Source organism: Kaistia dalseonensis (genome assembly GCF_030814715.1).
Lineage (GTDB): Bacteria > Pseudomonadota > Alphaproteobacteria > Rhizobiales > Kaistiaceae > Kaistia > Kaistia dalseonensis.
The window spans coordinates 191,174-215,022 of record NZ_JAUSVO010000003.1 but is presented as its reverse complement, the minus strand read 5'-3'; the positions used below and the strand labels follow the sequence as shown (position 1 = coordinate 215,022).

23 protein-coding genes are annotated in these 23,849 nt (G+C 63.0%); 15 read left to right on the top strand and 8 right to left on the bottom strand.

What is annotated here, in order from left to right; genetic code table 11:
- Positions 1 to 23: 23 nt before the first annotated feature.
- The 3 genes from QO014_RS11405 to QO014_RS11395 all read right to left on the bottom strand — a co-directional run bounded on the left by QO014_RS11405 (position 24) and on the right by QO014_RS11395 (position 2,691).
- Positions 24 to 431, bottom strand: a complete 408-nt coding sequence (locus QO014_RS11405) for a response regulator (protein ID WP_266348833.1) — start codon at positions 429 to 431, stop codon at positions 24 to 26.
- A gap of 126 nt (positions 432 to 557) precedes the next feature.
- Positions 558 to 1,196, bottom strand: a complete 639-nt coding sequence (fixJ, locus tag QO014_RS11400; RefSeq protein ID WP_266348832.1) for a response regulator FixJ — start codon at positions 1,194 to 1,196, stop codon at positions 558 to 560.
- Positions 1,186 to 2,691, bottom strand: a complete 1,506-nt coding sequence (locus QO014_RS11395; RefSeq protein WP_266348831.1) for a PAS domain S-box protein — start codon at positions 2,689 to 2,691, stop codon at positions 1,186 to 1,188. The genes fixJ and QO014_RS11395 overlap by 11 nt, the downstream gene beginning before the upstream one ends.
- A 181-nt stretch (positions 2,692 to 2,872) precedes the next feature.
- Here QO014_RS11395 and QO014_RS11390 point away from each other — a divergent pair, with 181 nt between their 5' ends.
- Entirely contained in the window at positions 2,873 to 3,577 is a 705-nt protein-coding gene (locus QO014_RS11390) for a helix-turn-helix domain-containing protein (RefSeq protein WP_266348830.1), read from the top strand.
- A gap of 80 nt (positions 3,578 to 3,657) precedes the next feature.
- Positions 3,658 to 5,187, top strand: a complete 1,530-nt coding sequence (locus QO014_RS11385; protein WP_266348829.1) for a CYTH and CHAD domain-containing protein — start codon at positions 3,658 to 3,660, stop codon at positions 5,185 to 5,187.
- Between the two features lie 62 nt (positions 5,188 to 5,249).
- Here the strand turns inward: QO014_RS11385 and QO014_RS11380 are convergent, their stop codons facing one another.
- On the bottom strand, positions 5,250 to 6,323 hold the full coding sequence (locus QO014_RS11380; protein WP_266348828.1) for an NAD(P)-dependent alcohol dehydrogenase: 1,074 nt from the start codon (positions 6,321 to 6,323) through the stop codon (positions 5,250 to 5,252).
- Positions 6,324 to 6,472: 149 nt separating this feature from the next.
- On the opposite strand from QO014_RS11380, the gene QO014_RS11375 reads away from it, so the two are divergent.
- From QO014_RS11375 to QO014_RS11360, 4 genes are all read left to right on the top strand, one after another.
- Positions 6,473 to 7,303 carry a universal stress protein gene (locus tag QO014_RS11375; RefSeq protein ID WP_266348827.1) on the top strand — a complete coding sequence of 277 codons (831 nt, stop codon included), beginning with the start codon at positions 6,473 to 6,475 and terminating at the stop codon, positions 7,301 to 7,303.
- 91 nt (positions 7,304 to 7,394) lie between these two features.
- The gene (locus QO014_RS11370; RefSeq protein WP_266348826.1) at positions 7,395 to 7,877 is read left to right on the top strand and encodes a nucleoside deaminase; all 483 of its coding nucleotides are present in this window, start codon (positions 7,395 to 7,397) and stop codon (positions 7,875 to 7,877) included.
- 93 nt (positions 7,878 to 7,970) lie between these two features.
- Positions 7,971 to 10,136: a hybrid sensor histidine kinase/response regulator family protein gene (locus tag QO014_RS11365; protein WP_307258052.1), complete on the top strand. Its 2,166-nt coding sequence runs from the start codon at positions 7,971 to 7,973 to the stop codon at positions 10,134 to 10,136.
- Positions 10,137 to 10,196: 60 nt separating this feature from the next.
- Positions 10,197 to 11,828: an FMN-binding glutamate synthase family protein gene (locus QO014_RS11360; protein WP_266348825.1), complete on the top strand. Its 1,632-nt coding sequence runs from the start codon at positions 10,197 to 10,199 to the stop codon at positions 11,826 to 11,828.
- A gap of 96 nt (positions 11,829 to 11,924) precedes the next feature.
- On the opposite strand, the gene QO014_RS11355 is transcribed toward QO014_RS11360, so the two are convergent.
- Complete coding sequence (locus QO014_RS11355) at positions 11,925 to 12,122, bottom strand: hypothetical protein (protein ID WP_266348824.1); 198 nt, start codon at positions 12,120 to 12,122, stop codon at positions 11,925 to 11,927.
- A gap of 195 nt (positions 12,123 to 12,317) precedes the next feature.
- Between QO014_RS11355 and QO014_RS11350 the strand changes: the two genes are divergently transcribed.
- Both QO014_RS11350 and QO014_RS11345 read left to right on the top strand, forming a co-directional pair.
- The gene (locus tag QO014_RS11350) at positions 12,318 to 12,491 is read left to right on the top strand and encodes a hypothetical protein (RefSeq protein ID WP_266348823.1); all 174 of its coding nucleotides are present in this window, start codon (positions 12,318 to 12,320) and stop codon (positions 12,489 to 12,491) included.
- A 230-nt stretch (positions 12,492 to 12,721) separates the two neighbouring features.
- Positions 12,722 to 13,081, top strand: a complete 360-nt coding sequence (locus QO014_RS11345; RefSeq protein WP_266348822.1) for a hypothetical protein — start codon at positions 12,722 to 12,724, stop codon at positions 13,079 to 13,081.
- A 52-nt stretch (positions 13,082 to 13,133) separates the two neighbouring features.
- Here QO014_RS11345 and QO014_RS11340 read toward each other — a convergent pair whose 3' ends face one another.
- The 3 genes from QO014_RS11340 to QO014_RS11330 are packed head-to-tail and all read right to left on the bottom strand — an operon-like array spanning position 13,134 to position 15,854.
- On the bottom strand, positions 13,134 to 14,198 hold the full coding sequence (locus QO014_RS11340; protein WP_266348821.1) for a D-TA family PLP-dependent enzyme: 1,065 nt from the start codon (positions 14,196 to 14,198) through the stop codon (positions 13,134 to 13,136).
- A gap of 9 nt (positions 14,199 to 14,207) precedes the next feature.
- Positions 14,208 to 15,089 carry a MurR/RpiR family transcriptional regulator gene (locus tag QO014_RS11335; protein WP_266348820.1) on the bottom strand — a complete coding sequence of 294 codons (882 nt, stop codon included), beginning with the start codon at positions 15,087 to 15,089 and terminating at the stop codon, positions 14,208 to 14,210.
- A 3-nt stretch (positions 15,090 to 15,092) separates the two neighbouring features.
- Positions 15,093 to 15,854, bottom strand: a complete 762-nt coding sequence (locus tag QO014_RS11330; protein ID WP_266348819.1) for an SDR family oxidoreductase — start codon at positions 15,852 to 15,854, stop codon at positions 15,093 to 15,095.
- Between the two features lie 152 nt (positions 15,855 to 16,006).
- Here QO014_RS11330 and QO014_RS11325 point away from each other — a divergent pair, with 152 nt between their 5' ends.
- The 7 genes from QO014_RS11325 (at position 16,007) to QO014_RS11295 (ending at position 23,788) form a co-directional block, all read left to right on the top strand.
- Positions 16,007 to 16,378 (top strand): RidA family protein, encoded by a 372-nt coding sequence (locus QO014_RS11325; RefSeq protein WP_266348818.1) that lies wholly within the window; start codon positions 16,007 to 16,009, stop codon positions 16,376 to 16,378.
- Between the two features lie 14 nt (positions 16,379 to 16,392).
- Positions 16,393 to 17,877 carry a M81 family metallopeptidase gene (locus QO014_RS11320; RefSeq protein ID WP_266348817.1) on the top strand — a complete coding sequence of 495 codons (1,485 nt, stop codon included), beginning with the start codon at positions 16,393 to 16,395 and terminating at the stop codon, positions 17,875 to 17,877.
- A 401-nt stretch (positions 17,878 to 18,278) separates the two neighbouring features.
- Entirely contained in the window at positions 18,279 to 19,436 is a 1,158-nt protein-coding gene (locus QO014_RS11315; protein ID WP_266348816.1) for a Gfo/Idh/MocA family protein, read from the top strand.
- Positions 19,437 to 19,447: 11 nt separating this feature from the next.
- A complete protein-coding gene (locus QO014_RS11310; RefSeq protein ID WP_266348815.1) occupies positions 19,448 to 20,332 on the top strand; it encodes a carbohydrate ABC transporter permease in 885 nt (294 codons plus the stop codon).
- Positions 20,329 to 21,186: a carbohydrate ABC transporter permease gene (locus QO014_RS11305; RefSeq protein WP_266348814.1), complete on the top strand. Its 858-nt coding sequence runs from the start codon at positions 20,329 to 20,331 to the stop codon at positions 21,184 to 21,186. The genes QO014_RS11310 and QO014_RS11305 overlap by 4 nt, the downstream gene beginning before the upstream one ends.
- A 49-nt stretch (positions 21,187 to 21,235) precedes the next feature.
- Positions 21,236 to 22,447, top strand: coding sequence for an ABC transporter substrate-binding protein (locus QO014_RS11300; RefSeq protein ID WP_266348813.1), 1,212 nt, complete (start codon positions 21,236 to 21,238; stop codon positions 22,445 to 22,447).
- 249 nt (positions 22,448 to 22,696) lie between these two features.
- Positions 22,697 to 23,788, top strand: a complete 1,092-nt coding sequence (locus QO014_RS11295) for an ABC transporter ATP-binding protein (RefSeq protein ID WP_266348812.1) — start codon at positions 22,697 to 22,699, stop codon at positions 23,786 to 23,788.
- The last annotated feature ends 61 nt before the right edge of the window (positions 23,789 to 23,849 follow it).

Sequence of the window (23,849 nt, the reverse complement as noted above, 5' to 3'; positions counted from 1 at the left end):
CCAACCCGCGCCGGGCGATGGTCTCAAGGCGATCGGGGGGGCGTCTGTCCGGCAATCGCGTTGCGGATATCCGTGAGGAGGCCGTTTTCCAGAAACGGCTTCTCGACGATCGGGACACCCAGGGCCGCAGCGCGGGCCTTCACCGCATTGGTCGCCCGGACGGTCATCAGAATTGCCGGCAGTGTCACGCCGGCTGCGCGCAGATGGTTCACCAATTGCAGGCCATCCATGGTCGGCAGGTAGTAATCCACGACAAGGCAGCCGCGCTGTGGCAATGCGCCTTCGGCCAACAGGGCGGCGGCATTCAGGTAAACCTTGGATTCCAACCCCTCCGTGTCGAGCGCGAATTTGAGGGAGTGGAGAATTGCCTTGTCGTCATCGACGATGATGACCACCGGATTTTCCGTCTCGTTCGATAGCAACTGATCCACATCGATATCCTGTATGCGAGCCTCCGGTCGAATATCATGCGGGGGAGTTTGCGCGGCTGCCTTGCGATGGATCAAACGCGGTTGAGGATGAGGTGCTTAGGCGACTTCGCTCATCACGCGGAAATCCTAAGCCGTCGGGCCGTCGTCCTGGGCGATGTTGATGCCGGCGGCCAGCGCCATGCGGACGAGATCGGACAGGCTGCTCGCGCGCATCTTGCTCATGACGTGGGCGCGATAGATCTCGATGGTGCGGGGGCTGATGTCGAGATCATACGCCATGCGCTTGTTGGCGTGACCGGCGACAAGTCCTTCGAGGACCTGCCGCTCGCGCTGTGACAACGTCGCGAGCCGCTCCAGGATCGAGCTGCGCTCTGCTTCCTTGCGGGCATCATGATGGTTGGTGTTGAGCGCAGCCCCGACAGCGGCAAGGATTGCATCGTCGCTGAACGGCTTCTCCAGAAAGTCGATGGCACCGCCCTTCATGGCGGTCACCGCCAACGGAACGTCGCCATGTCCGGTCATCACGATGACAGGCAGGACGATGCCGCGGTTCTTCAAGGTGACGAGCAGTTCGAGGCCGGTCATTTCGGGCATGCGGATATCGGTGACGATGCAGCCCGTCGTGTCGCCGGCGAAATCCTGCAGGAAGCGAACAGCCGAATCGTAGGTGCGTACGGTCAGCTCCGCAGAGGACAGCAGGAAGGCCAACGATTCACGCGCGCCCTCGTCGTCGTCAATGACGTGGATCATCCCTTCACTGGCCATCAGCCGTTTCGTCCTGCTGCGCTGCCCTTACCGTAAAGCGAAAGATCGTGCCACCTTCGGGATTGGAATCAACCCAAATTTCGCCGCCATGCGACTCGATGATGGTACGACAGATCGACAGTCCCACGCCCATGCCATGCGATTTGGTGGTGGCAAAGGCCTCGAAAAGTCGCGGTGCCATGTCCGGCGCAATGCCGCTGCCGGTGTCGGACACGCTGATCATGATCATGTCCTCGCGTCGCTCGTCGGATATGATCAGCTCGCGCCGCTCGCAATGTTCCATCGCCTCGATCGCATTGCGGATCAGGTTGAGCAGAACCTGCTCGATCTGGATCTTGTCGACCAGCACCAGATCCGCTTGAGGATTGATGCGCAGGCGGACGTTGATTCCCTTCTCCTTGACGCCGAGAAGCGCCAGGGCGCTCGCCTCCTCCAGCAGCTTCGCGACGCTCTCCACCTTCTTTTCGGTTTCGCCGCGGGAGACGAACGAGCGCAGGCGCTGAATGATCTGGCCTCCACGCAAGGCCTGCTCGGCGGCTTTCTCCAGGGCCTCGCCGATACGCGGCGAGAGGTCGGGCGTGCGTTCGATCAGCCGGCGCAAGCCGTTCAGATAGTTTGAAATCGCTGCCAGTGGCTGGTTCAGTTCGTGCGCCAGCGCGGATGCCATTTCGCCGAGCGCGGTCAGCCGCGTGATATGGACCAGTTCGCTCTGCAACTCCTGCAGGCGCGCCTCCGTCTTCTGTCGCTCGGAGAGATCCCTGATGAAGCCGGTGAAGTAGCGCTGATCACCCGACCGCATCTCGCCGACGGCCAGCTCGATCGGAAAGGTCGTGCCATCCTTGCGCTCGGCCGTGACGACGCGGCCGATACCGATGATCTTGCGCTCGCCAGTGTCCATGTAGCGATGCAGATACTGGTCGTGATTGCCGCGGTAGGGCGACGGCATCAGCCGTTTCACATTGGTGCCGATGACTTCGGCCGCGCTATAGCCGAACAGCCGCTCCGCAGTCGTGCTGAAGGAGCGGATGCCGCCGAATTCGTCGATGACGATCATCGCATCCGGCACGGTTTCCAGGATCGACTGGAGATGAGCCTCGCGCGCTACAAGATCGCGGGTTCGTGCGAGCGCGCGGATGCGCGAGCGCAACAGCCATTCGCCGAGCAGAGCGACGCTGATGCCGGTCAGGCCGAAGAGCACCGCCGCGCTCACCTCCGTCGCCATGTCGCCCTGGCTCGGCGTCACCCAGACACAGACGATGATGCTCAACGCGGTCGCCGTGATCCCCGGCGCAAGCCCACCAATGCCGGACGCGAACAGCACGGGCGGAACAAAGATCAGATAGCGCGCCTGGCTCTGGACGATATCGGAGAAGGCGAGGTCGAAGAGCAGCGCGATCAGCACCGCCGCGATAGCCAGCAGGTGGTGCATCCACTGTCGGCGCGGTGCGGCGAGGAATTGCCACAGCGCCTGACGTTCCTCGGTTTCGGTGGCCAATCCGCAGGTTCCAGCATTCGGGATTCGGTGATCGCGCCAGACTACTCGAATTTGTCGCGGTTGTCCGAGTCGCTCAGCTGGGACCCAACTAAGGGATGTCCCTTAGGGGGATGATCTGAATTTTCATGGCCCGGGCCGCGCGCTACCCCTTCGTCATCATCCCAACGTCGAGGTCGCGATCATGTTGATGTCGAACACGCAATCGCTGGAAGCCAAGCGTATTCCGAGTGCCGTGGACTGGGTCGCGTCGAGGAGCCTCGCTGGAGCCGGGCGCCGCGTCGAGGACGTGTTCGAGCAACTCGGCATCCCCGTCTCCTTCGAGAAGGACGGCGAGATTTGCGCGGAGTCGGAGCCGGCCGAATATATCTACAAGGTCGTGAGCGGCACGGTCAGGAGCACCAAGATCCTGGATGATGGCCGCCGCCAGATCGGCGCGTTCTACATGGCCGGTGACATATTCGGTCTCGAGCCCGGCGACGATTATCATTTCTCGGCCGAGGCGGTGACGCATGCCGAAGTTCTTGCCGTGAAGCGCAGCACCGCTTTCGCCTGGGCGAGCCAGGACGGCGATTTCGCCAGGCTGCTCTGGAACGTGACGGCCCAGCATCTGCAGCGCGCGCAGGATCATATCCTCCTCCTCGGCCGCAAGACCGCGCTGGAGCGTGTCGCGACTTTCATCCTTGAAATGGCCGATCGCCTCGCCAAGGAGGGTGCGCTCGAACTCCCGATGATGCGCCAGGATATTGCCGACTATCTCGGGCTGACGATCGAGACCGTGTCGCGCACGATGACGCATCTGGAAAGCACGCACGCTATATCGCTGAACAGCTCGCGCCAGATTGCGTTGCGCAGCCGTTCGGGCCTGAACCGCGTCAATGCCTGCTGAGGCGGCGGGCTAACGTTTTCCGGCCATTCGGCTATGATGGTCCAGTCCGAGGCCGTTGACGGCACGGGAGGCGGGCCGAAATGCCTGATTGTCGCGAACATGAGCTCAAGATCGCCATAGCGCCTGATCGGCTCGATGAAGCGATCGCCTTCGAACCGGATTCACAGGCCCTGACGCGGGGCCCGATGCAGACGCGACGACTCGTCAGCACTTACTTCGATACATCCGATCACGTCCTGTTCCGCCATGGCTATGTGCTCAGGATCAGGCAGGACGGCGTCGAGCCGACGCAATGCCTGAAGGGCACGACCCATTCCGGCTCGGTCGGCACACGGTTCGAGCATGAAGTCGCAGCCCCTGCGTCCACGCCGGACATCGACCTGTTCGGACCGACGGTTGCGGCAGAGCTGGAATCGATCCTGGAAGGCGCGCCGCTCGTCGCGATCTTCACAAGCCAGATCGAGCGCACGGTCAGGACGATCGAGTGGCACGGCGCCACCATCGAACTGGCGGCCGATAGCGGCGAGATCGTCGCTGGCAGCAAGGCTGAGCGGGTGGCCGAGTTCGAGATCGAACTGCGCGCCGGGCCGCTGCAGCCACTCTTTGAAATCGGGCTTCTCTTCGTTGATCGTTTCGCTGCCGGCCTGATGCAGCAGAGCAAGTCCGAGCGGGGCTTTGGTCTCCTCGGTCATGCGCCCGTGCCGTGCCCGTCCGAGCCACCCGAGCTTGACGAGGCGATGCCGACCGGACAGGCGATCGCGGCGGTTCTGCAGGCCTGTCTCGACGGTTTCGTCGGCAATTGGCCTGCCATCATCGTCGGACACAATGCGGACGCCGTTCACGAGGCCCGCGTGAGCCTGCGACAGCTTCGCTCGGCTCTCAGCCTGTTCGGGCCGTCTCTGCCGGCGGGACAGGCGCGCAGCCTGTCCGACGGCGCCAGGCGGATTGCGGCCGTGCTGGGCGAGGCGCGCAATCTCGATGTTCTGCACGACTTTCTGAGGGAGCCGGCTGGCGACGACCCCGAGGCGGCCAAAGCGCGTCGGCGCCTGATGCGACGAATAGCCAGGCGTCGGCACGCGGCCTATGCAGAGGCCGCCGCGAGGCTCGCGGACAGCAATACGGCGCGCTTCGTGCTCGCGCTGCAGCTTTGTATTCTCAATGTCGGCGAAATGCCGAATGCAACTTTTCCCGGTTCGATCGAGATGATCGCCGAGGAGGGGTTGGCGGCTTTGCTCGGGAAGGCGCTGAAGCGCCACAAGGATCCGGCCCGGCGTTCGCCCGTTTCTCGTCACAGGCTGCGCATCGCGCTCAAAAAGCTCCGCTATGCGGCGGACTTCTTCAGTAGCCTTTATGACGAGGATCAAGCGGGTCCCTATGTGGAGCGGCTCGGTTCGCTGCAACGAGATCTAGGCGAACTCAACGACCAAGTCATGATCGAGCGCCTGATTGCCACGCTGCAACTGGGCGATGTCGGCCGGTTCGTATCCATGCCGAAACTGCCAGGCCGCGAGATGCGCCGCACGCTCGGTTCCCTTTCCCGAGACTGGCGCCGCTTCCGCAAGGCGCGTCCCTTCTGGATTGCCAGGTCGCGCCGCTCGCGCACGGCCTGACGCTGTTTGCAGAGTTTGCAGATCGCGGGCGACACGATTGCCTGCGTCGCCCGCGATCTCGATCAGGGCGTGATCGCGACTTTCAGGACGCCATCGCGCTGGTTGGCGAAGAGTTCATAGGCCTCTTCGATCTGGTCCAGTTTGAAGCGATGCGTCACGAGCGGCTTGAGGTCGACCCGCTGCGATTCGATCACGCTCATCAGGCGGCGCATACGCTCCTTGCCTCCCGGGCAGAGCGTCGTGACGATCTTGTTGTCGCCAAGCCCGGCCGAAAAGGCATCGAGCGGAATGCGCAGATCGGTCGAATAGACACCCAGGCTCGACAGCGTCCCGCCGGGACGAAGCGCCCTCAGGCCCGATTCGAAGGTCGTCTGCGTGCCGAGCGCTTCAATCGCCACGTCGACGCCGCGTCCATCGGTGATGCGGGCAATGGCATCCAGCGGGTTCTCCGCCTTGAAGTCCACTACATGTGTGGCGCCGAGCTTCTTGGCGACCTCGAGGCGAGCCGGCACGGTGTCGACGCCAATGATGGTGGTGGCGCCCATGAGCTTGGCACCGGCGACGGCGCAGAGCCCGATGGGACCGAGCGCGAAGACGACGACCGCATCGCCGATCCGGATCTTGCCGCTCTCGGCGCCTGAAAAGCCAGTCGACATGATGTCTGGACACATCAGGACCTGCTCGTCGGTCAGGCCGTCCGGCACCGGGCTCAGATTGGCGATCGCATCGGGAACCAGCACATATTCCGCCTGGCAACCATCGATCGTATTGCCGAATTTCCAGCCGCCCATGGCCTTGAAGCCATGCTTGGTGCCGGCGCCGTCCTGGGAGCCGCAGCCGCAGAGGCAGGCATAGGAATGGCCGCTCGGCGTAATCGCGCCGGCGATCACACGCTGTCCCTCCCTGAAGCCCTGAACGGCGGAACCGAGCTTTTCGATGATGCCGACCGGTTCGTGGCCGATGGTGAGGCCCTTGGCGACCGGATATTCGCCCTTGAGGATGTGAACGTCGGTCCCGCAGATCGTGGTCGTGGTCAGGCGGATCAGCGCATCGAGAGGGCCGACATCGGGAATCGGCTTCTCGTCGAGCACGATCCGGCCCGGTTCGACAAAGATCGCGGCTTTCATCTTGGGCATGGCCATATTCCTCCGAACTTACCGACGATGACGCCATCATAGGTAGGGCGGCCGCTTGCCTCTGGCGTTGATCTGGGTCAACGCTCTCTGACCCCGAAAGCCTAGATTGCCGCGATCGGTTTGAGCGCGTGCGCCGCAGGAGATGAGCGATGAACCCGGCAACCTTGATGGTCCATGTCGATGATGGGAAGGCTGCGGCAGCGCGCATCCGTCTCGCCTGCGATCTGGCGGAGCGCTTCGGCGCCGTCCTGATCGGTATTGCCGGAGCCGTCCCGGAGCCGCCTTTGGCCGATCCCTTCGCGGCCGGAGCGATGGTGGGTGAACTCGCCATGCTCGAGCGGGAGCGGGCGGAAGACCTGCTGAAGAACGCAAAGGCGCTGTTTGATTCGGTTTCCGGCACCACGGCGCTGACGACCGAATGGCGTTCGGCGATTGCCTATCCATCCGATCTGATCGCGCGTCAGGCGCGGGCGGCGGATCTCATCATCGTCGGGCGCGATACCGGTACCAGCGCACCGAACCACTCCGTGAGCGCGGGCGACGTGCTGATGAAGACGGGACGTCCCGTCCTCATCGTACCGCCGCAGGCCGAGACACCGGCCGCCGACAATGTCCTTATCGCCTGGAAGGATGGGCGCGAGGCACAGCGTGCGGTTGTCGATGCGCTGCCATTTCTGCGCCTCGCGCAGAAGACCTCGATCCTCGCGATCCACGAGCCCGGCGAAGCCGAGCCGGCTGAGAACGCGGTGAAGGATGTTGCCGGTTTTCTCGCGCGGCACGGGGTGCCGTCGCAGACCTTCGTTCAGCCGACGACGCCCTACGCCGATGGTTCCCAGATCCTAGCCTTCGCCCATCAGCAGGGCGCTGATCTGGTCGTGATGGGTGGATATGGTCATGCCAGGCTGAGAGAATGGGTATTCGGCGGCGTTACGCATGACGTTCTCGCCGACAGCACGATCTGCTGCCTGCTCAGCCACTGAGTGGCCGCCGAGGCCGTTCGTCGGAATTCTCGCTTGCGTCAGGACGCGTCGAAGGCTTCGATGGCGCGCCCTGTATTCTTGGAGACGCCCGATGACCGCGCTGCCTGCGCTCGATCACGACCACTTCATGCGGCTGGCCTTTCGCGTGGCGGAGGAATCACACCGCAACGGCCAGCATCCCTTTGGCGCCATTCTCGTGGGGGCGGACGGCACCGTGCTCATGGAGCAGGGCAATGGCTACATGCCGAACCGCGACATGACCGGCCATGCCGAGCGCGTGCTGATGACACGGGCCGGCATCGAATATGGCCCGGAATTCCTCGCCGGGTGCACGATGTACACCTCCGCGGAGCCCTGCGCGATGTGCGCTGGGGCCGCCTATTGGGTCGGCCTCGGCCGCGTGGTCTACGGACTGAGTGAGCGCCAGCTCAAGGACATCACCGGAAACCACCCGGAGAATCCAACGCTCGATCTCTCCTGCGAGATCGTGTTCGCGGCCGGCCAGCGCCATGTCGAGGTCGTCGGCCCCATCCTCGTCGAGGAAGCGCAAAAGCTGCATGAGGGCGTCTGGTAGGCCTGTCGCGCAGTCCGGGTCTGGAGCCGTTAACGCTTTCAACCTATGAATTCCTCAATCGATTGAAGAACGACATCATCGAAGGGATCATTCATGCCGGCTTCCGGGCGCCGCCGCATTCAGTTCGACGTGACGCGGCTTGTCGCGCTGATCGGGCTGCTCGGCATCGTGTTGACGCTCGTCGGCTCGACCCTGATCTCATGGATGGAGTATCAGCGCCGCATTTCGGACGCGCGCGACGAGGTGGTGACGGAAGCGTTCTTCCTGTCGGACCACGCGCACCGGCTGTTCGAGGTCGGTCGCGTCGCGCTGACCGGCGCAGCGGTATTGGTCGCTGACCGGTCCTGGGACGACATTGCCGGTTCTTCCGCACTCCACGAGCAGATGACGGGCCTGATCCGGTCCATGCCCTATGTGGAAGACGTCTGGCTCAACGATCAGACAGGCCAATTGCGGGCGACGACATTTTCCTTCCCGGCTCCCGTCTCGAACGCCACCGATCGCGAGAATTTCAAGGCCGCGCAGCAGCCCGTCGACGAGATCTTCATCGGACCTCTCATCATCGGGCGCGTCACGCATCGGCCGACATTCCTGCTGAGCACGCGGATGGAGGACGACCAGAAGCGGTTCCGCGGCATGGTCTCGGTCACCGCCGATCTGACCTATTTCAGTGATTACTGGAAGGCCATCACGCTGCCCTATGATGCGCGCGTGACGCTGAGCCGCGCACCCACCATGGAAATGCTGGCGCAGGTTCCCGATGACGGGACGATGGTGCATCCGCCGGGGCTCGAAGCGGCGGTGGCCGAGTTGCCGGCCGAGGGCATCTATTCCGGCGACGAAGGCGGCGAGCGTTTCGGCGCGTTTCGCCGGGTCGGTGATTATCCGATCTATCTGAGTGTCGATATATCCCGCGCGGCGGTGGTGGGCGGCTGGCTAGCGTGGTTTGGGCGTTTCCTTCCCATCTCCCTCGGTGCCGTGGTGGTCTTCAGCGTGCTCACCTGGCTTGCCGTCCGCGCATCGCGCATGGAGCGGAACTCGAGCCTGTCGCTTTCGGAAGCCAATCGCGAGCTGACCTCGGAGATGGCGCGCCGCGAGAAGGCCGAGGATCAGGTTCGGCAGTTGCAGAAGATGGAAGCGATCGGCCAACTGACCGGTGGCATCGCCCATGACTTCAACAACATGCTGGCGATCATCATCGGAAGTCTGGGCCTGATCCAGAAGCGGATCGATCGTGGCAATTACGACGTCGCGAAATATGTCGCGTCCGCCCAGGACGGCGCGCATCGGGCCGCCGCGCTGACGCAGCGCCTGCTGGCCTTCGCCCGCAAGCAGCCGCTGGCGCCGCAGACGATCGACGCCAATCGCTTCGTGACCGGCATGTCGGAACTGATGCGTCGGGCGCTGACCGAGTCGATCCAGATCGAGACGGTCCTGAGCGCGGGACTGTGGAAGACGGCCGCCGATCCGGTTCAGCTTGAGAGTGCATTGCTCAATCTCGCCGTCAACGCACGCGACGCCATGCCGGATGGCGGCAAGCTGACGATCGAGACCGCCAATGCCAGCCTCGACCCGCCCTATGCCGCGCAGCACGAGGACATTCCGGCCGGGCAATATGTGTTGATCGCGGTGACCGACTCGGGAACCGGCATGGACACCCTGACGGTCGATCGCGCATTCGAGCCCTTCTTCACGACCAAGGGTGTCGGCAAGGGCAGTGGCTTGGGCTTGTCGCAGGTCTATGGCTTCGTTCGCCAGTCGGGCGGCCATGTGAAGATCTATTCCGAGAAGGGGCAGGGGACTACCGTCAAGATCTACCTGCCGCGCTATTATGGTTCAGACGCCGATGATGACCGCGCACGCGGCGCCGCCGAGCAGGCGCCGACCGGTTCGCCGGAAGAGGTCATTCTGGTGGTCGAGGATGAACCGGCCGTGCGTCGGCTCAGTGTCGATACGTTGCGCGATCTCGGCTATACGGTGCTTCATGCCGACCGGACTGCAGGAGCGCTCGATCTGATCGCCCAGCATCCGGAGATCAAGCTGCTGTTCACCGACATCGTCATGCCGGAAATGAACGGCCGCCAATTGGCCGAACGAGCGCAGGCGATGCGGCCCGGACTGAAAGTTCTCTACATGACCGGCTATACGAGAAACGCGGTCGTCCATAATGGACTTCTCGATCCGGGCGTTCGGCTTCTGGGCAAACCCTTCTCGATCGATCAGCTCGCGACGAGTGTTCGCGACGCCCTCGATTCCTGAAGCAGGACTACCGCCTGCAGCGTCATCGTTGCGGCTGCGTGCTCGGGAGGAGCCTGTTCGATGAACGTCAAGCCGTTCGCGGTCCCGTCGGTTGCGAATCGATACGCTGTCTTCTTCGCCTGCATCGTGCTGGCGCTGATATTTCTTGTCCTGGTGGTCGAGACGCACCGCTTCTGGCTGCCGCTAGCGATTTTTCTCGGGCTGGTGGTCGTGGGCGTGGTCGATGTGCTGCAGCGACATCATGCGGTGCTGCGCAATTATCCCGTGATCGGACATGCGCGCTTTCTGTTCGAAGCCGTTCGGCCGGAATTGCGCCAGTATCTGTTCGAGGACGACGACGCGCAACTGCCCTTCTCGCGCACGCAGCGTTCGCTCGTCTATCAGCGCGCCAAGGACGAGCCCGACGAGCGTCCGTTCGGCACACTGTTGGACGTCTACGCAGCCGGATACGAATTCATCGGCCACTCCATGCGCCCTGCGCCCGTTCGCGATCCGGCGACGTTTCGGGTCCGTGTCGGCAACGATCAGTGTACCCAACCTTATGATACGTCGGTCCTGAACATTTCCGCGATGAGCTTCGGCGCGCTCTCCGCCAATGCCATCCGAGCCTTGAACAAGGGCGCGAAGCTCGCTGGCTTTGCCCAGGATACGGGCGAAGGCAGTGTCAGCGCCTATCATCTGGAAAATGGCGGCGACCTGATCTGGCAGATCGCCAGCGGCTATTTCGGCTGCCGCACTGCGGATGGACGTTTCGATCCGGAGAAATTCGCACGCCGTGCCGCCGACCCCCATATCAAGATGATCGAGCTGAAGCTCAGCCAGGGGGCAAAGCCCGGCCATGGCGGCATCCTGCCGGCCGACAAGGTGAGCGTCGAGATCGCCGAGACACGCGGCGTTCCGGTCGGAGTGGCCTGCATTTCGCCAGCGCGCCATTCGAGTTTCGAGACGCCGATCGGCATGATGGAATTCCTGGCCGAGCTGCGGCGCCTTTCAGGCGGCAAGCCTGTCGGTTTCAAGCTGGCCGTGGGGCACCCATGGGAATTCATGAGCATCGTCAAGGCGATGCTGCATACCGGCATCGTGCCCGACTTCATCGTTGTCGACGGGTCCGAAGGCGGGACGGGCGCCGCGCCGGTCGAATTCACCGATCATATCGGTGTGCCGATGCGCGAAGCTCTGTTGCTCGTCCATAATACGCTGGTCGGGGCGGGCCTTCGTTCGCGGGTCAGGATCGGCGCCAGTGGCAAGATCATCTCCGCCTTCGACATCGCTGCGACGTTGGCCATCGGCGCCGACTGGGTCAACAGCGCCCGTGGCTTCATGTTCGCGGTCGGCTGCATCCAGTCGCTCAGTTGCCACACCAACAAATGCCCGACGGGCGTGGCGACGCAGGACAAGCTCAGGCAGCGAGCCCTGGTCGTGCCCGACAAGGCGGAGCGGGTGGCGCGCTTTCACGACAACACGATGCATGCACTCGCCGAAATGCTGGCTGCCGCCGGCCTCAATCATCCGTCGGAGCTCGCGCCGCACCATCTCGCACGACGTGTCTCGGCTACCGAGATCCGGCTTTTCTCAGATCTGCATCGTTTCCTGAAGCCCGGCGAACTGCTGACGGAGAGCAATGATGCTCCATTCTATACAGCGAGTTGGCGGACCGCGCAGGCCGAGAGCTTCGACCCACTTCCGAGCTGACCGATGCCGATCAGGTTCTCAGAGCCAGCAATGCAATTGGGCGTGTTGTTCGATGCGGCGAGAGCCGGAGAATATCAACAGGCCTTGGTCGATCTTTCAGTGAAAGCTGATCTCAAGATCTTCGATCTTGGGAACAAGATCACGATCATAAATCTCTCGCTGCGAATCATCGAGCGCAGTGACGCCGCCGTCGATCACCAGCTTAATGATGCGGCTTGCATTCGAGCGACGACTGATCGTCCCGTCCTCGATCAAGCGATCCAACGCGGTCGATAGGAAAATTCGACGCGACATATTCAACCATCCTGTCGATAGATCCTTTCAATAAGAATCTGCCTCATCGAGGATTCGGTCAAGGGATGGTCATGATCGGGGTGTGCTTGATGCAATTCGTCCACAATTTCATTGCAATGGCTTGCCGGCAGCGGGGAATTGCGCCATTGCAGGCTTCTTACCGGACTATCGAGTAGAGCCCACAGGAAGGTGCTCATGAACAAGAAGTTGGCCGCGCTTCGCGTGCGGCTTATCGAGGCGCAGCGCAAGCTCGTCGATCAGGCGGCTCAATCGGGCACTCTCCCTACCGACAGCGCCTTGCGCAAGATTTCCGATCTCGAGAACGCCATCATGGCCGTCGAGCACATGATGGAGGAAGCAACCGCCTGAGGCCGTTGTAATGTTGCCCGCCTGTTCGGTGATCCGCCTGGCAATCGATTGCAAGGGTGGCCGGGTTGTTAGAAAGCTGCGAAGATCGACTTCGCGTTCGTTACCTGGCTTCAACACCGCGTTATTGATGACTCATCGTCGCTTCGACGGTGACAAATCGTGGCGGCTCGGCTTAGGATCAACGACCTGCCGTATCGTCACCGTCAGCAATCGCGCTGTTAGGAGTCTGGATGTTATTCCCCCGCTTCCGCTCGAAGGAACGCGATCTTCGCGGCGATATAGAGCGTTTCGCGTCGATCGATTCTGCGGTCGCCCGGGCCATCACCGAGGCCGAGCAGGAGCTTGCGGGTCTGACGACACGCCTCGACGAGGCGCGTTCGCGTGCGGCGTTTCTCTACGGGGACGTGATTGATTCCGAGGATGACATCGACGAGCGAAGCACGACGCTGATCCAGGAAGCGGAACGCTTCCTGGTCCGTGGCGAGAAGCGCCGTGGTGAACTGGCCGAACATCTGGCCATGCTCGGCGCAATCCGCGATCAGGTGCAACTCGCGACCGACGCCGTGCGCGCCGATATGGCGAGTGAGTAGCGACGGCTCGTCGCTCTGCTCCTTCCGCCGCAATTTGGTTCGGCTTCGTTGCTCACTCCACCTTGCCGCGAGCTGACACGGCCGCCGTCTCGACGACGTGGTCGCCTGAAACCAGGTGAACCCTGTCATAGAGGTTCGAGACCGGACAGGCGTGGTTCGGCACGATGCGGAGGCGCTCGCCAATGGCGGGCTTTTGCGCCGATCCCGAGAGGTCGATCGTGCCGTGCTCCTCGCTCAAGCCGCTGATCACCGCATCGGGATATCCCTGGATGACGCCGAAACCGCTGAGGCCGAGGAGGTCGCTGGTCAGCGCCTTGGAGCCCGCGTCGATGATGGCCCGGTTCTCCGTCGGACGGCTCACGACCGTCGCGAGCACGGTCAGCGCGCAGTCCTCCAGCGTGCCGACGCCTTTCGCGACCTGATAGCGATCGAGATAGATGTAGGTACCCGGGCGGTATTCGGTCGCGATCGGCGTTTCATGGGCAGACCAGATGTCGGGCGTGCCGCCGGTCGAGACGATTCGCGGCGGAAGGCCAGCCGCGGACAGCTTCTCGACGGCCTCTCCCAGCCAGGCGCGCGCGGCCGGCGCCGCACCCGCCGCCGGATAGGTCATGATGCCCCCGAAGACGAGGCCGTTCCTCGACGCGATGATTCGGGCGAGGGCGACGGCGTCGTCGGGCGTCTGGACGCCACAGCGTCCCATGCCGGTGTCGCATTCGACGAGGACCGTCAGCGGCTTGCCGACATCGGCGAAGGTGCTGGCATAGCCATTGACCACGAATTCGCTGTCGGCCGTCACGGCGAGCGTGGTGCGCTCGTTCAGCGCGCGGAGACGGGACAGCTTTTCCGGCCCGACGAGGTTATAGGGCAGGAAAATGTCTTCGATGCCCGCATCGGCCATCACCTCCGCCTCGCCGAGCTTCTGGCATGTAATGCCGATCGCGCCGAGTTCGAGCTGGCGCTTGGCGAATAGCGGCAGCTTGTGCGTCTTGATATGGGGGCGCAAATGAACGCCATGCGCGTCGGCATAATCCTGCGCGCGCTTGAGATTGGCATCCGCGCGATCGATGTCGATCAGGACGCACGGCGTTTCAAGCGTATCGATACTCTGTGGCATGGGGGCTCTCTAGTCGCCGAGCGGCAGATTGGGGTCGTTGATCTTCAGGGTATTCAGGCTCTGCTTGATGCGCCGCAAGCCTTCGAGAACCTTGGGCCCAAGGGCGTCGGCCGTCGCCATGGCGAGCATGTCGACGATGCCGATCAGCGCGTAGCGTGCGGGTGAGGGACGATAGATGAGATTGCCATCCTCCGGAATGGCAAAGGTGATCGCAAGGTCGGCGGCCTGCGCCAGTGGCGAGCCTGGCGCCGTAGCGACGATGCTGCCGGCCCCATACTGACCGGCGATCGCGACAGAATCGACGACCGATTGCACATGGCCGGAAATCGAGAAGCCGACCACGATGGTGTCGCTGTTGGCGACCGAGGCGGTCATGCGCTGCAATTCGCCATCCGTGTGCGCCGTCACCAGCAGGCCGAGCCGGAAAAGGCGATGCTGCAATTCGATCGCGGCGATCGAAGATGATCCGCCGGAGCCGAAGGCGAGGACCGAGCGCGCGCGAGCGATACGCCGGCCGGCTTCGGCGACGAGCGTCGGATCAATCTGGTTGCGCAGCGTGTTGAGCGCGGCAATGCCGCCATCGGCAATGGTGTCGACGATGCGCCGCTCTCCGGAGATCTCGCTCGGCCGTTCCGAGAGATAGATGCCGCCGACGGCGATCGCCTGGGCCAGGCGGAACTTGAACTCGCGGATGCCGTCGCAGCCGAGCGCGCGGCAAAAGCGGGTCACCGTCGGCTCGCTGACGGTTGCCCGACGTGCCAGATCGACGATGGAGGCCTGCGAGGCGAATTCGAGATCGGCCAGCACGACCGTCGCGAGCTTGCGATCGGACCGGCTGCCGTCGGTCTCGATCCGCCTCAATCTCGCGATGACGTCGACGATCGGAAGCAAGACCTAGCCTCCGAGGATTTCCCGAACGAAGCGGAGATTGCCAGCCGTGAGCCCGGCATCGACGGCAATCGACAGGCCGGTGATGCCGCCGGAAAGCGGCGATGCCAGGAAGATGGCCGTGTTTGCGACCTCTTCCGGCGTGACGAGCCTTCCGAGCGGATAGTATTTGGCGACTTCCGCCAGGAGGCCCGGGTCCTTGGCGATCCTGTGATCCCAGGCCGGCGTGCGGACCGAACCGGGGCAGATGCAATTGGCGCGGATGCCGTCTCGGCCATTCTCCACGGCAAGAGCCCGCGCATAGGCGTTGAGAGCCGCCTTCGCTGCCGAATAGGCCGGATTGCCGAAATGCTGCAGCCCATTGACCGAGGACACCAGCACGATCGATCCGCCGCCGGCCGCGATCATCGGGCCGAGCGCCGGCGCGACCAGATTATACGTGCCGGTCAGGTTGATCGCGATCTCGCTGTCCCAGACTTCCGGCGTGACATGGGCCATCGTCTCTGCACGGGTGAAGCCTGCATTGCCGATAATGGCTGCGGGCGCACCGCTCCGGGCGATGATCGTGGCCATCGCGGCCGTCGTGGCGTCTCGATCCGTCAATTCGAAGACGGATGTATCGACGCCGTCCAGTCCTGCCAGGAGATCGGCGTCCCGGTCGCAGGCCGTGACGCGTGCGCCCGCCTGCCTGAAGGCCGACACCAGCGAACGTCCGATGCCGCCGCCGGCGCCCGTGATCACGACGTGTTTCGCTTCGAGTCCGAACATGCTGTGCCTCCGAATTGGTGTCAGCTTCGCTCCAATCTGAAAAAAAGCAACATGGTGTGGCTCAATTTTGCTGCTTGACGGCCGATTATGTTGGGAATTTACATGAGGCCTCGCGCGCTTCAGGCGCTGCTCACCCCTCGGAGCTCGATCCCATGTTGAAGAAGATCGCCTACGGCACGTCGCATGTGCCGCTGTCGCCGGCCGTTCGCGCGGGCGATTTCGTCTACATCTCGGGTCAGGTGCCGGTTGGATCGTTCGGCTCCATCGTCGAGGGCGGGATAGAGACGCAGACCCGGCAGGTGCTCGAAAACGTCAAGGCGGCGCTGGCGCTTGCCGGTTGCACGATGGATCAGGTCGTGAAAACCTTCGTCATCCTCGAGGATGCGCGTGATTTCGGCGGCTTCAACAAGGTCTACGCCACCTATTTCCCGACCGAGCCGCCGGCGCGGACGACGGTCGAGGCGCGGCTGATGGTCGACATCAAGATCGAGATTGAAGCCATCGCCTATGCGCCTCAGGCCTGACGGGCTGATCGATCATGCGCATCTTCGCTGCCTCGCTCGCAACCGAAACCAACACGTTCTCGCCGGTTCCAACGGACCGGGCGAGCTTCGAGATGGCCTTCTATGCAGGGCCGGGGCAGCATCCCGATACGCCGACGCTCTGCTCATCGCCGATCGTGGCGCTGAGGGCGCGCGCGAAGGCGGACGGGATCGACCTCGTCGAGGGCACGGCCACCTGGGCGGAGCCCGGCGGGCTCGTCCAGAAGGCGAGCTATGAGGGGCTTCGAGACGAAATTCTCGACCAACTCCGTGCCGCGATGCCGGTGGATGGTGTCGTGCTCGGCCTCCACGGGGCGATGGTCGCACAGGGCTATGACGATTGCGAGGGCGACCTGCTCGAACATGTCCGGGCGATTGTCGGTCCCGATATCATCGTTGCGGCGGAACTCGATCCGCACAGCCATCTGACGCCGAAGCGTGTCGCCAATGCCGACATATTGGCTTCGTTTCTGGAGTTTCCGCACACGGACTTCTATGAGCGTGGCGAGCATGTCGTCGACCTCGCGCTCAGGGCGATCCGTGGCGAGATCAAGCCCGTCATGTCGGTATTCGACTGCCTGATGATCGACGTGTTTCCGACCAGTCGCGAGCCGATGCGCTCCTTCGTCGATCGGATGAAGCTGTTGCAGGGCAAGGACGGTGTGCTGTCCGTATCGCTCATTCACGGCTTCATGGCGGGTGATGTTCCGGAACTCGGCACCAAGGTCCTCGTCATCACCGACGATCGGAAGGAAGAGGGCGACGCGCTGGCGAAGCGGCTCGGCCTCGAAGTGTTTTCGCTCCGCGGCAAGACGATGATGCCTCAACTCGACACCGAGGCGGGCCTCGACAAGGTCGCAGCGCTGGTGGCGGCGCGGCCCGGCAGGCCGGTGGTCGTTGCGGACACCTGGGACAATCCCGGCGGAGGCGTTGCGGGTGACGGGACGCTCATCCTGCGTCGTATCATCGAACGCGGCATGGACCGTGTCGGCGTTGCGACGATCTGGGATCCGATCGCGGTCACGTTCTGCCTCGCGGCCGGCGAGGGCGCCCGCATCCAGCTCCGCTTCGGCGGCAAGGCAGGGCCCGATGGCGGCGCGCCGATCGATGCAATGGTCGAGGTTCTGCGCGCAACACCCGAATCCTGGCAGAGCTTCGGCGCCAGCCGCGTCACGCTCGGGCCGACGGCGCTGATCCGCATCCTCGGCACCGAGATCGACGTGATCCTGAACACGAACCGGACTCAGACCTTCGAGCCGGACGTCTTCTCCAATCTCGGCCTCGATCCGTTGGCGAAGGACATCCTGCTCGTCAAATCGACCAACCATTTCTACGCCGGCTTCGTGAAGATCGCCTCGGAGATCGTCTATATCGATGCGGGCGCGCCCTATCCGTCGAACCCGAGGGTGACGGATTACAGGAAGCTGGCGCGCGGGATCTGGCCGCGGGTCGAGAACCCACATGGGGATCTGGTCGAGTAGCCGCTCACTGTTTCTGCGAGCGCGCTTGCGCGTGAAACCGCGTTCTGCGGGGCTGCGAAAGCGTGCCTATTGCATCTCCGGGCGCAGACTTGGGTGCGCGGACCGTTCCGTTCCGAATACACCCTCGATGAACGCCGACTTGTTCCTTGCCCCTTTTGGGTCGCGGGCGGCCCGCTGGCCTCTCCGCGCGGTCGGCTCTTCGCGACTGCCTCGCAGAAATAAAACCAATTCTGAAAAGGTATTACATCCTTCGACCAGAATTGAAATTTGTAATGGAAGAAAGCGTGTTTCCCGCTTGACACTTGCCGCCGCTGCGCCATGATCATGGAAACGATTTACATAAGGGTGGCTGGATCCGAAGAGATCTGGACTGCCTGCCCAGAGCGTTGAACGGGAATTTCATGAAAGTCGGCATTGTCGGCCTTGGCTATCGCCTTGGCTATCTCGCGCGCATTTTCCAGGCGTCGCTTCCGGATTTTCAGGTGGTCGGCTATGTCGATCCCGAGCCGGCTGGTCTCTCCTATACGAAGCAGTTCGATGTTCCCGTCGGCAATGCCTACGAGACGCTGACCGAGCTGCTGGAGAACGAGGCGCTCGACCTGCTGATGGTCGGCTCGCCGAACCATCTCCATCTCGGCCATATCCGCATCGGCCTCGATCATGGCGTGAAGGTCTTCAGCGAGAAGCCCGTCGTCACGACCGTCGAGGAAACGATGCAGCTGGCGCGGCTGATCGGCCAATACGGCTCCGACAATGTCATGGTCGGCCTCGTGCTGCGCTATGCGCCGCTCTATGTCGATCTGCGCAAGGCACAGGCCGATGGCCTTCTCGGCGATATCGTCTCGATCGAGGCGTCCGAGCACATCGCGCCCTATCATGGCGCGTTCTTCATGCGCGACTGGCGCCGCTATGAGAAGTATTCGGGCTCCTTCATGCTCGAAAAGTGCTGCCACGATCTCGATCTCTACAATGGCGTGATCGGCGCGCGGCCGGCACGGGTCGCGAGTTTCGGCGGTCGCAAGAGCTTCATCCCGCAGAACGCTCCGGAAGGGCTCGGCATCAATGATGTCGAGGTCTATCATCGCAAGCCGAGCGGCTGGATGGGCACCGACAAGGTGTTCGACAGCGACGCCGACATCATCGATTTCCAGACCGCGATCGTCGAATACGCCAACGGCGTTTCGATGACCTTCCACACCAATCTGAACGTGCCCGACGAATTCCGCCGTTTCTGCGTGATCGGCGCCAAGGGCATGGCGGAAGGCGATTTCGTGCGGAACTTCTTCAAGGTTCATGACGCGCGCACGTCGGCCAAGCTGATCGACACGACCTATTCCGGCTCGGAGCTCTCGGTCCATTACGGCGCCGACGAGCAGATGGCTCGCGATATTGGCGAGCACATGGTGCATGGCGCGCCGCTGCCGGTCTCGGTGGTCAACGCGCTCGAAGCCGGCCTGCTCGCCATCACCATGGACGAGGCGCGGCGGACCAAGTCGGTGGTCGATATGGCCGATATCTGGAAGCGCTTCGATACGGCGCTTGCCGACGGCGGCAGCTAAGGAGGGGGCGGATGACGCGGTCTCAAAGTGCCACGCTCTTCGCCTTCGCGCTTCTGGCTCCAGCGCTCATCTACATCGCCGCCATCGTCGCCTATCCCTTGGCTGACACGTTCCATCTGTCGTTTACCGATGCGGCGCTGAAGAAGGCCGTCAACTGGGTCGGCTTTGCCAATTACCAGAAGATGTTCCGCGGCAATTTCGCGGAAGTCATCGTGCGGACGTTCGTGTGGACCTTCTTCTCCGTCTCTTTCAAGATGGTGATCGGAACCTGCGCTGCCGTTCTGCTGAATGCGTCCGTGCCGGGCAAGACGCTCTTCCGTGTCCTGACCCTGCCGCCCTGGATCGTGCCGATGGCCATCGGCATCTTCATGTGGGGCTGGATGTATAACGGCCAGTTCGGGATGATCTCGGGCGTCCTCCAGAACATAGGCATTCTCGACCGGCCGCTGCCCTGGCTCGCCTTTGGCGGCACGGCATTCTGGGCCACGATCATCACCGATGTGTGGATCGGCGTGCCGATGGTGACGATCTACATGCTGGCCGCGATCCAGTCGATCCCGCGCGATCTCTATGAGGCGGCGTGGACCGACGGGGCAGGGCGCTTCTATCGCTTCCGCCGCATCACGCTGCCGATGATCCGCCCGTCCATGGTGACGATGTCGATGCTGTCGCTGATCGCGACGTTCAATTCGTTCGACATCATCTGGATCCTGACCCAGGGCGGCCCGAACGGCGCCACGACGACGATGATCATCGATACCTACAAGGTCGCGATCGGCTCCTACAAATATGGCGAGGGTGCCGCGCGTGCGGTGATGATCTGCATATTCCTCTCCGTGTTCTGCTTCTTCTACTTCAAGGTCATCAATCGGTTCTCGCGTGGAGAGACACGATGAGCGAACGGCCCATGATCGATCGCTACACCTGGTATGAGACGCTCGGCGTTTATCTGGGATTGCTGGTCTTCCTGTCCTTCGTGCTGGCGCCCTTCGTCGAGGGATTCCTGGTTTCGCTGAAGCCGTTGGAGCACCTCTTCTCATCGCCGTACCGCTTCTGGCCGGAGGATGGCTCGTTCGACGCCTATTTCACGATGTGGGAGCATGTTCCGCTTCTCGGCCGCTACATCGTGAACAGCCTCTTCATCTCCACGGTCATCACGATCGTCGTCGTGATCATCGTCGTGCCGGCCGCGTATGCCTTTGCACGGTTTGAGTTCCGCGGCAGCGGTCCGCTGCTCGGCATGTTCCTCGCCGTGAACATGTTCTCCGGCGCGGTGCTGCTGATCCCGCTCTACCGGCTGATGCGCACGCTGGGCCTGCTCAATACCTATTTCGCGATGATCGTGCCCGGCGTGGCCTTTCTGATCCCGACCGGGATCTGGCTGCTGCGCACCTACATGCTGCGCATTCCGCGCGAGCTCGAAGAGGCCGCCTGGGCCGATGGCGCCGGACGTCTCTATACGCTCAGGCGCGTCGTGCTGCCGATCGCGCTGCCCGGCATCGTGGTCGTCGCGATCGCAACCTTCATCGGCGCCTACGCCCAGCAATTCATCTTCGCCCTGACCTTCAACTCGAAGTCGGAATACATGCCGCTTGCCGTTGGTCTCTTCTCCTTCTTCGGCAAGGAGCGTGTCGTCTGGAACGAGCTGATGGCGGCAAGCTTCGCCGGCATCCTGCCGGTGATGATCGTGTTCGTTTTCCTGCAGCGCTACCTCGTCGCCGGCATCACCGCCGGTGCCGTTAAACAATGAAATTGCTCCCATCCAGAGGGGGCGGGTTGAAGGAAGGGATGGTTAAGTCATGACGGTTCATTCGAAAATCATCGGCGGGGCGATCGTCGCTCTGCTGGCCTCGACGGCGTTTTCGTTCGCCGAAGACAAGACGGTCAGCATGATCCAGTGCGGCGACGCGATCGCCGAGACCTATCCGGATCTGATCAAGGCCTGGGAAGCCAAGAATCCCGGCTTCAAGGTTTCGACCGAGATCGTCGGTTGGGCGCAGTGCCAGGACAAGATCACGACGCTCGCCGCCGCCGGCACGCCGGTCGGTCTCGCCTATGTCGGTTCGCGCACGCTGAAGCAGTTCGCGGACAACGACCTCATCATCCCGATCCCGATGACGGATGCCGAGAAGGCCGCCTATTATCCGCACATCGTCGAGACGGTCACGTTCAAGGATCAGGTCTGGGGTATCCCGGTCGCGTTCTCGACCAAGGCGCTGTTCTGGAACAAGGACCTCTTCGCCAAGGCTGGCCTCGACCCCGAGAAGGCGCCGACCACCTGGGACGAGCTCTATAACGACGCGAAGACGATCAAGGAAAAGACGGGTGTCCCCGGTTACGGCCTGCCGGCCAAGACCATGGACAACACGATGCACCAGTTCCTGCACTACGTGTACACGAACAACGGCACCGTGATCGACGGCGAGACCATCACGCTCGACAGCCCGCAGAACCTCGCCGCGCTCGAATTCATCAAGAAGCTCGTTCCCGTCTCGGAAGAAGGCCCTTCGGCCTATGACCAGGACGACATGATCAAGCTCTTCAGCGACGCCAAGGTCGCGATGATCGAAGGCGGCCCGTGGGTCCGCAACCAGACGAGCAAGGCCATCAAGTGGGGCGTTGCGCCGCTCCCGACCGGTCCCGAGGCCAAGGGCCCCGGCACGCTGCTGATCACCGACAGCATGGCCGTCTTCAAGGGCACCGGCGTCGAGGACCAGGCGGTCGACCTCGCCAAGCTCCTGACCAACCCGGAAAACCAGTTCGCCTATGAGAAGACCCATGGCCTGACGCCGCTGCGTCCGGTTGCCGGCGTCGACACGCTCGTCAGCGAAGATCCGAGCTGGAAGCCGTTCCTGGACGGTATCGCGAATGGTGGCCCGGAGCCGCTCTTCCTCGACTATAAGGGCTTCCAGAACGCCATGATCGACATGGTCCAGTCGGTCGTGACCGACAAGGCCACGCCGGCCGACGCGCTGAAGAAGGCCGCTGGCGAAATCGGCCAGTTCCAGTAAGCCGCAGGGTCCGCTCCGGCGCGGCCTTCGGGCCGGCCGGAGGGGCTTGAACCCTCTCCGCGCGAAAGGGTCGGGACCGCGCAAGCGGTCCCGCGACAGGCGCGGGACGCCGTTCGCCGGACGTTTGCGTCCACCGCATGACCGGCGCCCCGATCCTGAAAGTGCCTGCCGTGCTTTCGATCTCCCGTCGCGCGGGAGGTTCAGGACAGCTCTACGCCTTCGAACGCAGTACGACCGGAGACCGAAACGTTGAGTCAGCTCACCCTTTCCCGCCTGAAGAAGTCGTTCTCCGGAACCGACGTCATCAAGGGCGTCGATCTCGAAGTCTCGGAGGGCGAGTTCGTCGTTTTCGTCGGCCCGTCGGGCTGCGGAAAGTCGACCCTGCTCAGGATGATCGCCGGCCTCGAGGAGGTCACGTCCGGCGATATCGTCATCGCCGGCAAGACGGTGAACGACCTGCCGCCCGTCAAGCGCGGCATCGCCATGGTTTTCCAGTCCTATGCGCTCTATCCGCATATGACGGTGTTTGAGAACATCGCTTTTCCGCTCCGCGTCGAGAAGCGTCTCGAAAATGATATCCGCACGCGGGTCGAGGCGGCGGCGCGGGTGCTGCAGCTCGATACGAGGCTGGAGCAAAAGCCGGGCACGCTCTCGGGCGGCCAGCGCCAGCGTGTCGCGATCGGCCGCGCCATCGTGCGCGAACCCAAGATCTTCCTGTTCGACGAGCCGCTCTCCAATCTCGACGCGGCGCTACGCTCCGACATGCGGATCGAACTGACGCGCCTGCACAAGAAGCTCGGCGCGACCATGATCTATGTGACGCATGATCAGGTCGAGGCGCTGACGATGGCCGACAAGATCGTCGTGCTGAACGCCGGCCGGATCGAGCAGGTCGGCTCGCCGCTCGATCTCTATCACCGGCCGCAGAACCGCTTCGTCGCCGGCTTCATCGGCAATCCGAAGATGAACTTCCTCGAAGGCACCTGCACCGCCGCGAACGCGTCCGGTGTTTCGGTCGATCTCGGCCCGCTCGGCACGATCAACCTGCCGCGTGCCGGCGCTGCCGATCTGGTCGGCAAGCGGCTGACCGTCGGCATCCGGCCCGAGCATGTGCGTCTCGGCTCGGATGGCGCATTCGCCATGACGCTGCGGCCCGGCATCATCGAGCGGCTGGGCATCCACACCGTCGCCTATTCGCAATTGCCGAACGGCGACACCTTCATCGCGTTGTTCGAGGGCGATCCGGTGATGTCCGACGACGCGGATGTCGCGGTCTCGATCGTACCGGCCGATTGCCATCTGTTCGACGCCGAAGGCCAGGCCGTCGCCCGTCCGGCATGATCGACGGGCCAACGCGCTGAACGGCCGGCATGGATGCCGGCCCGGTTCGCGCCGGGAGGAA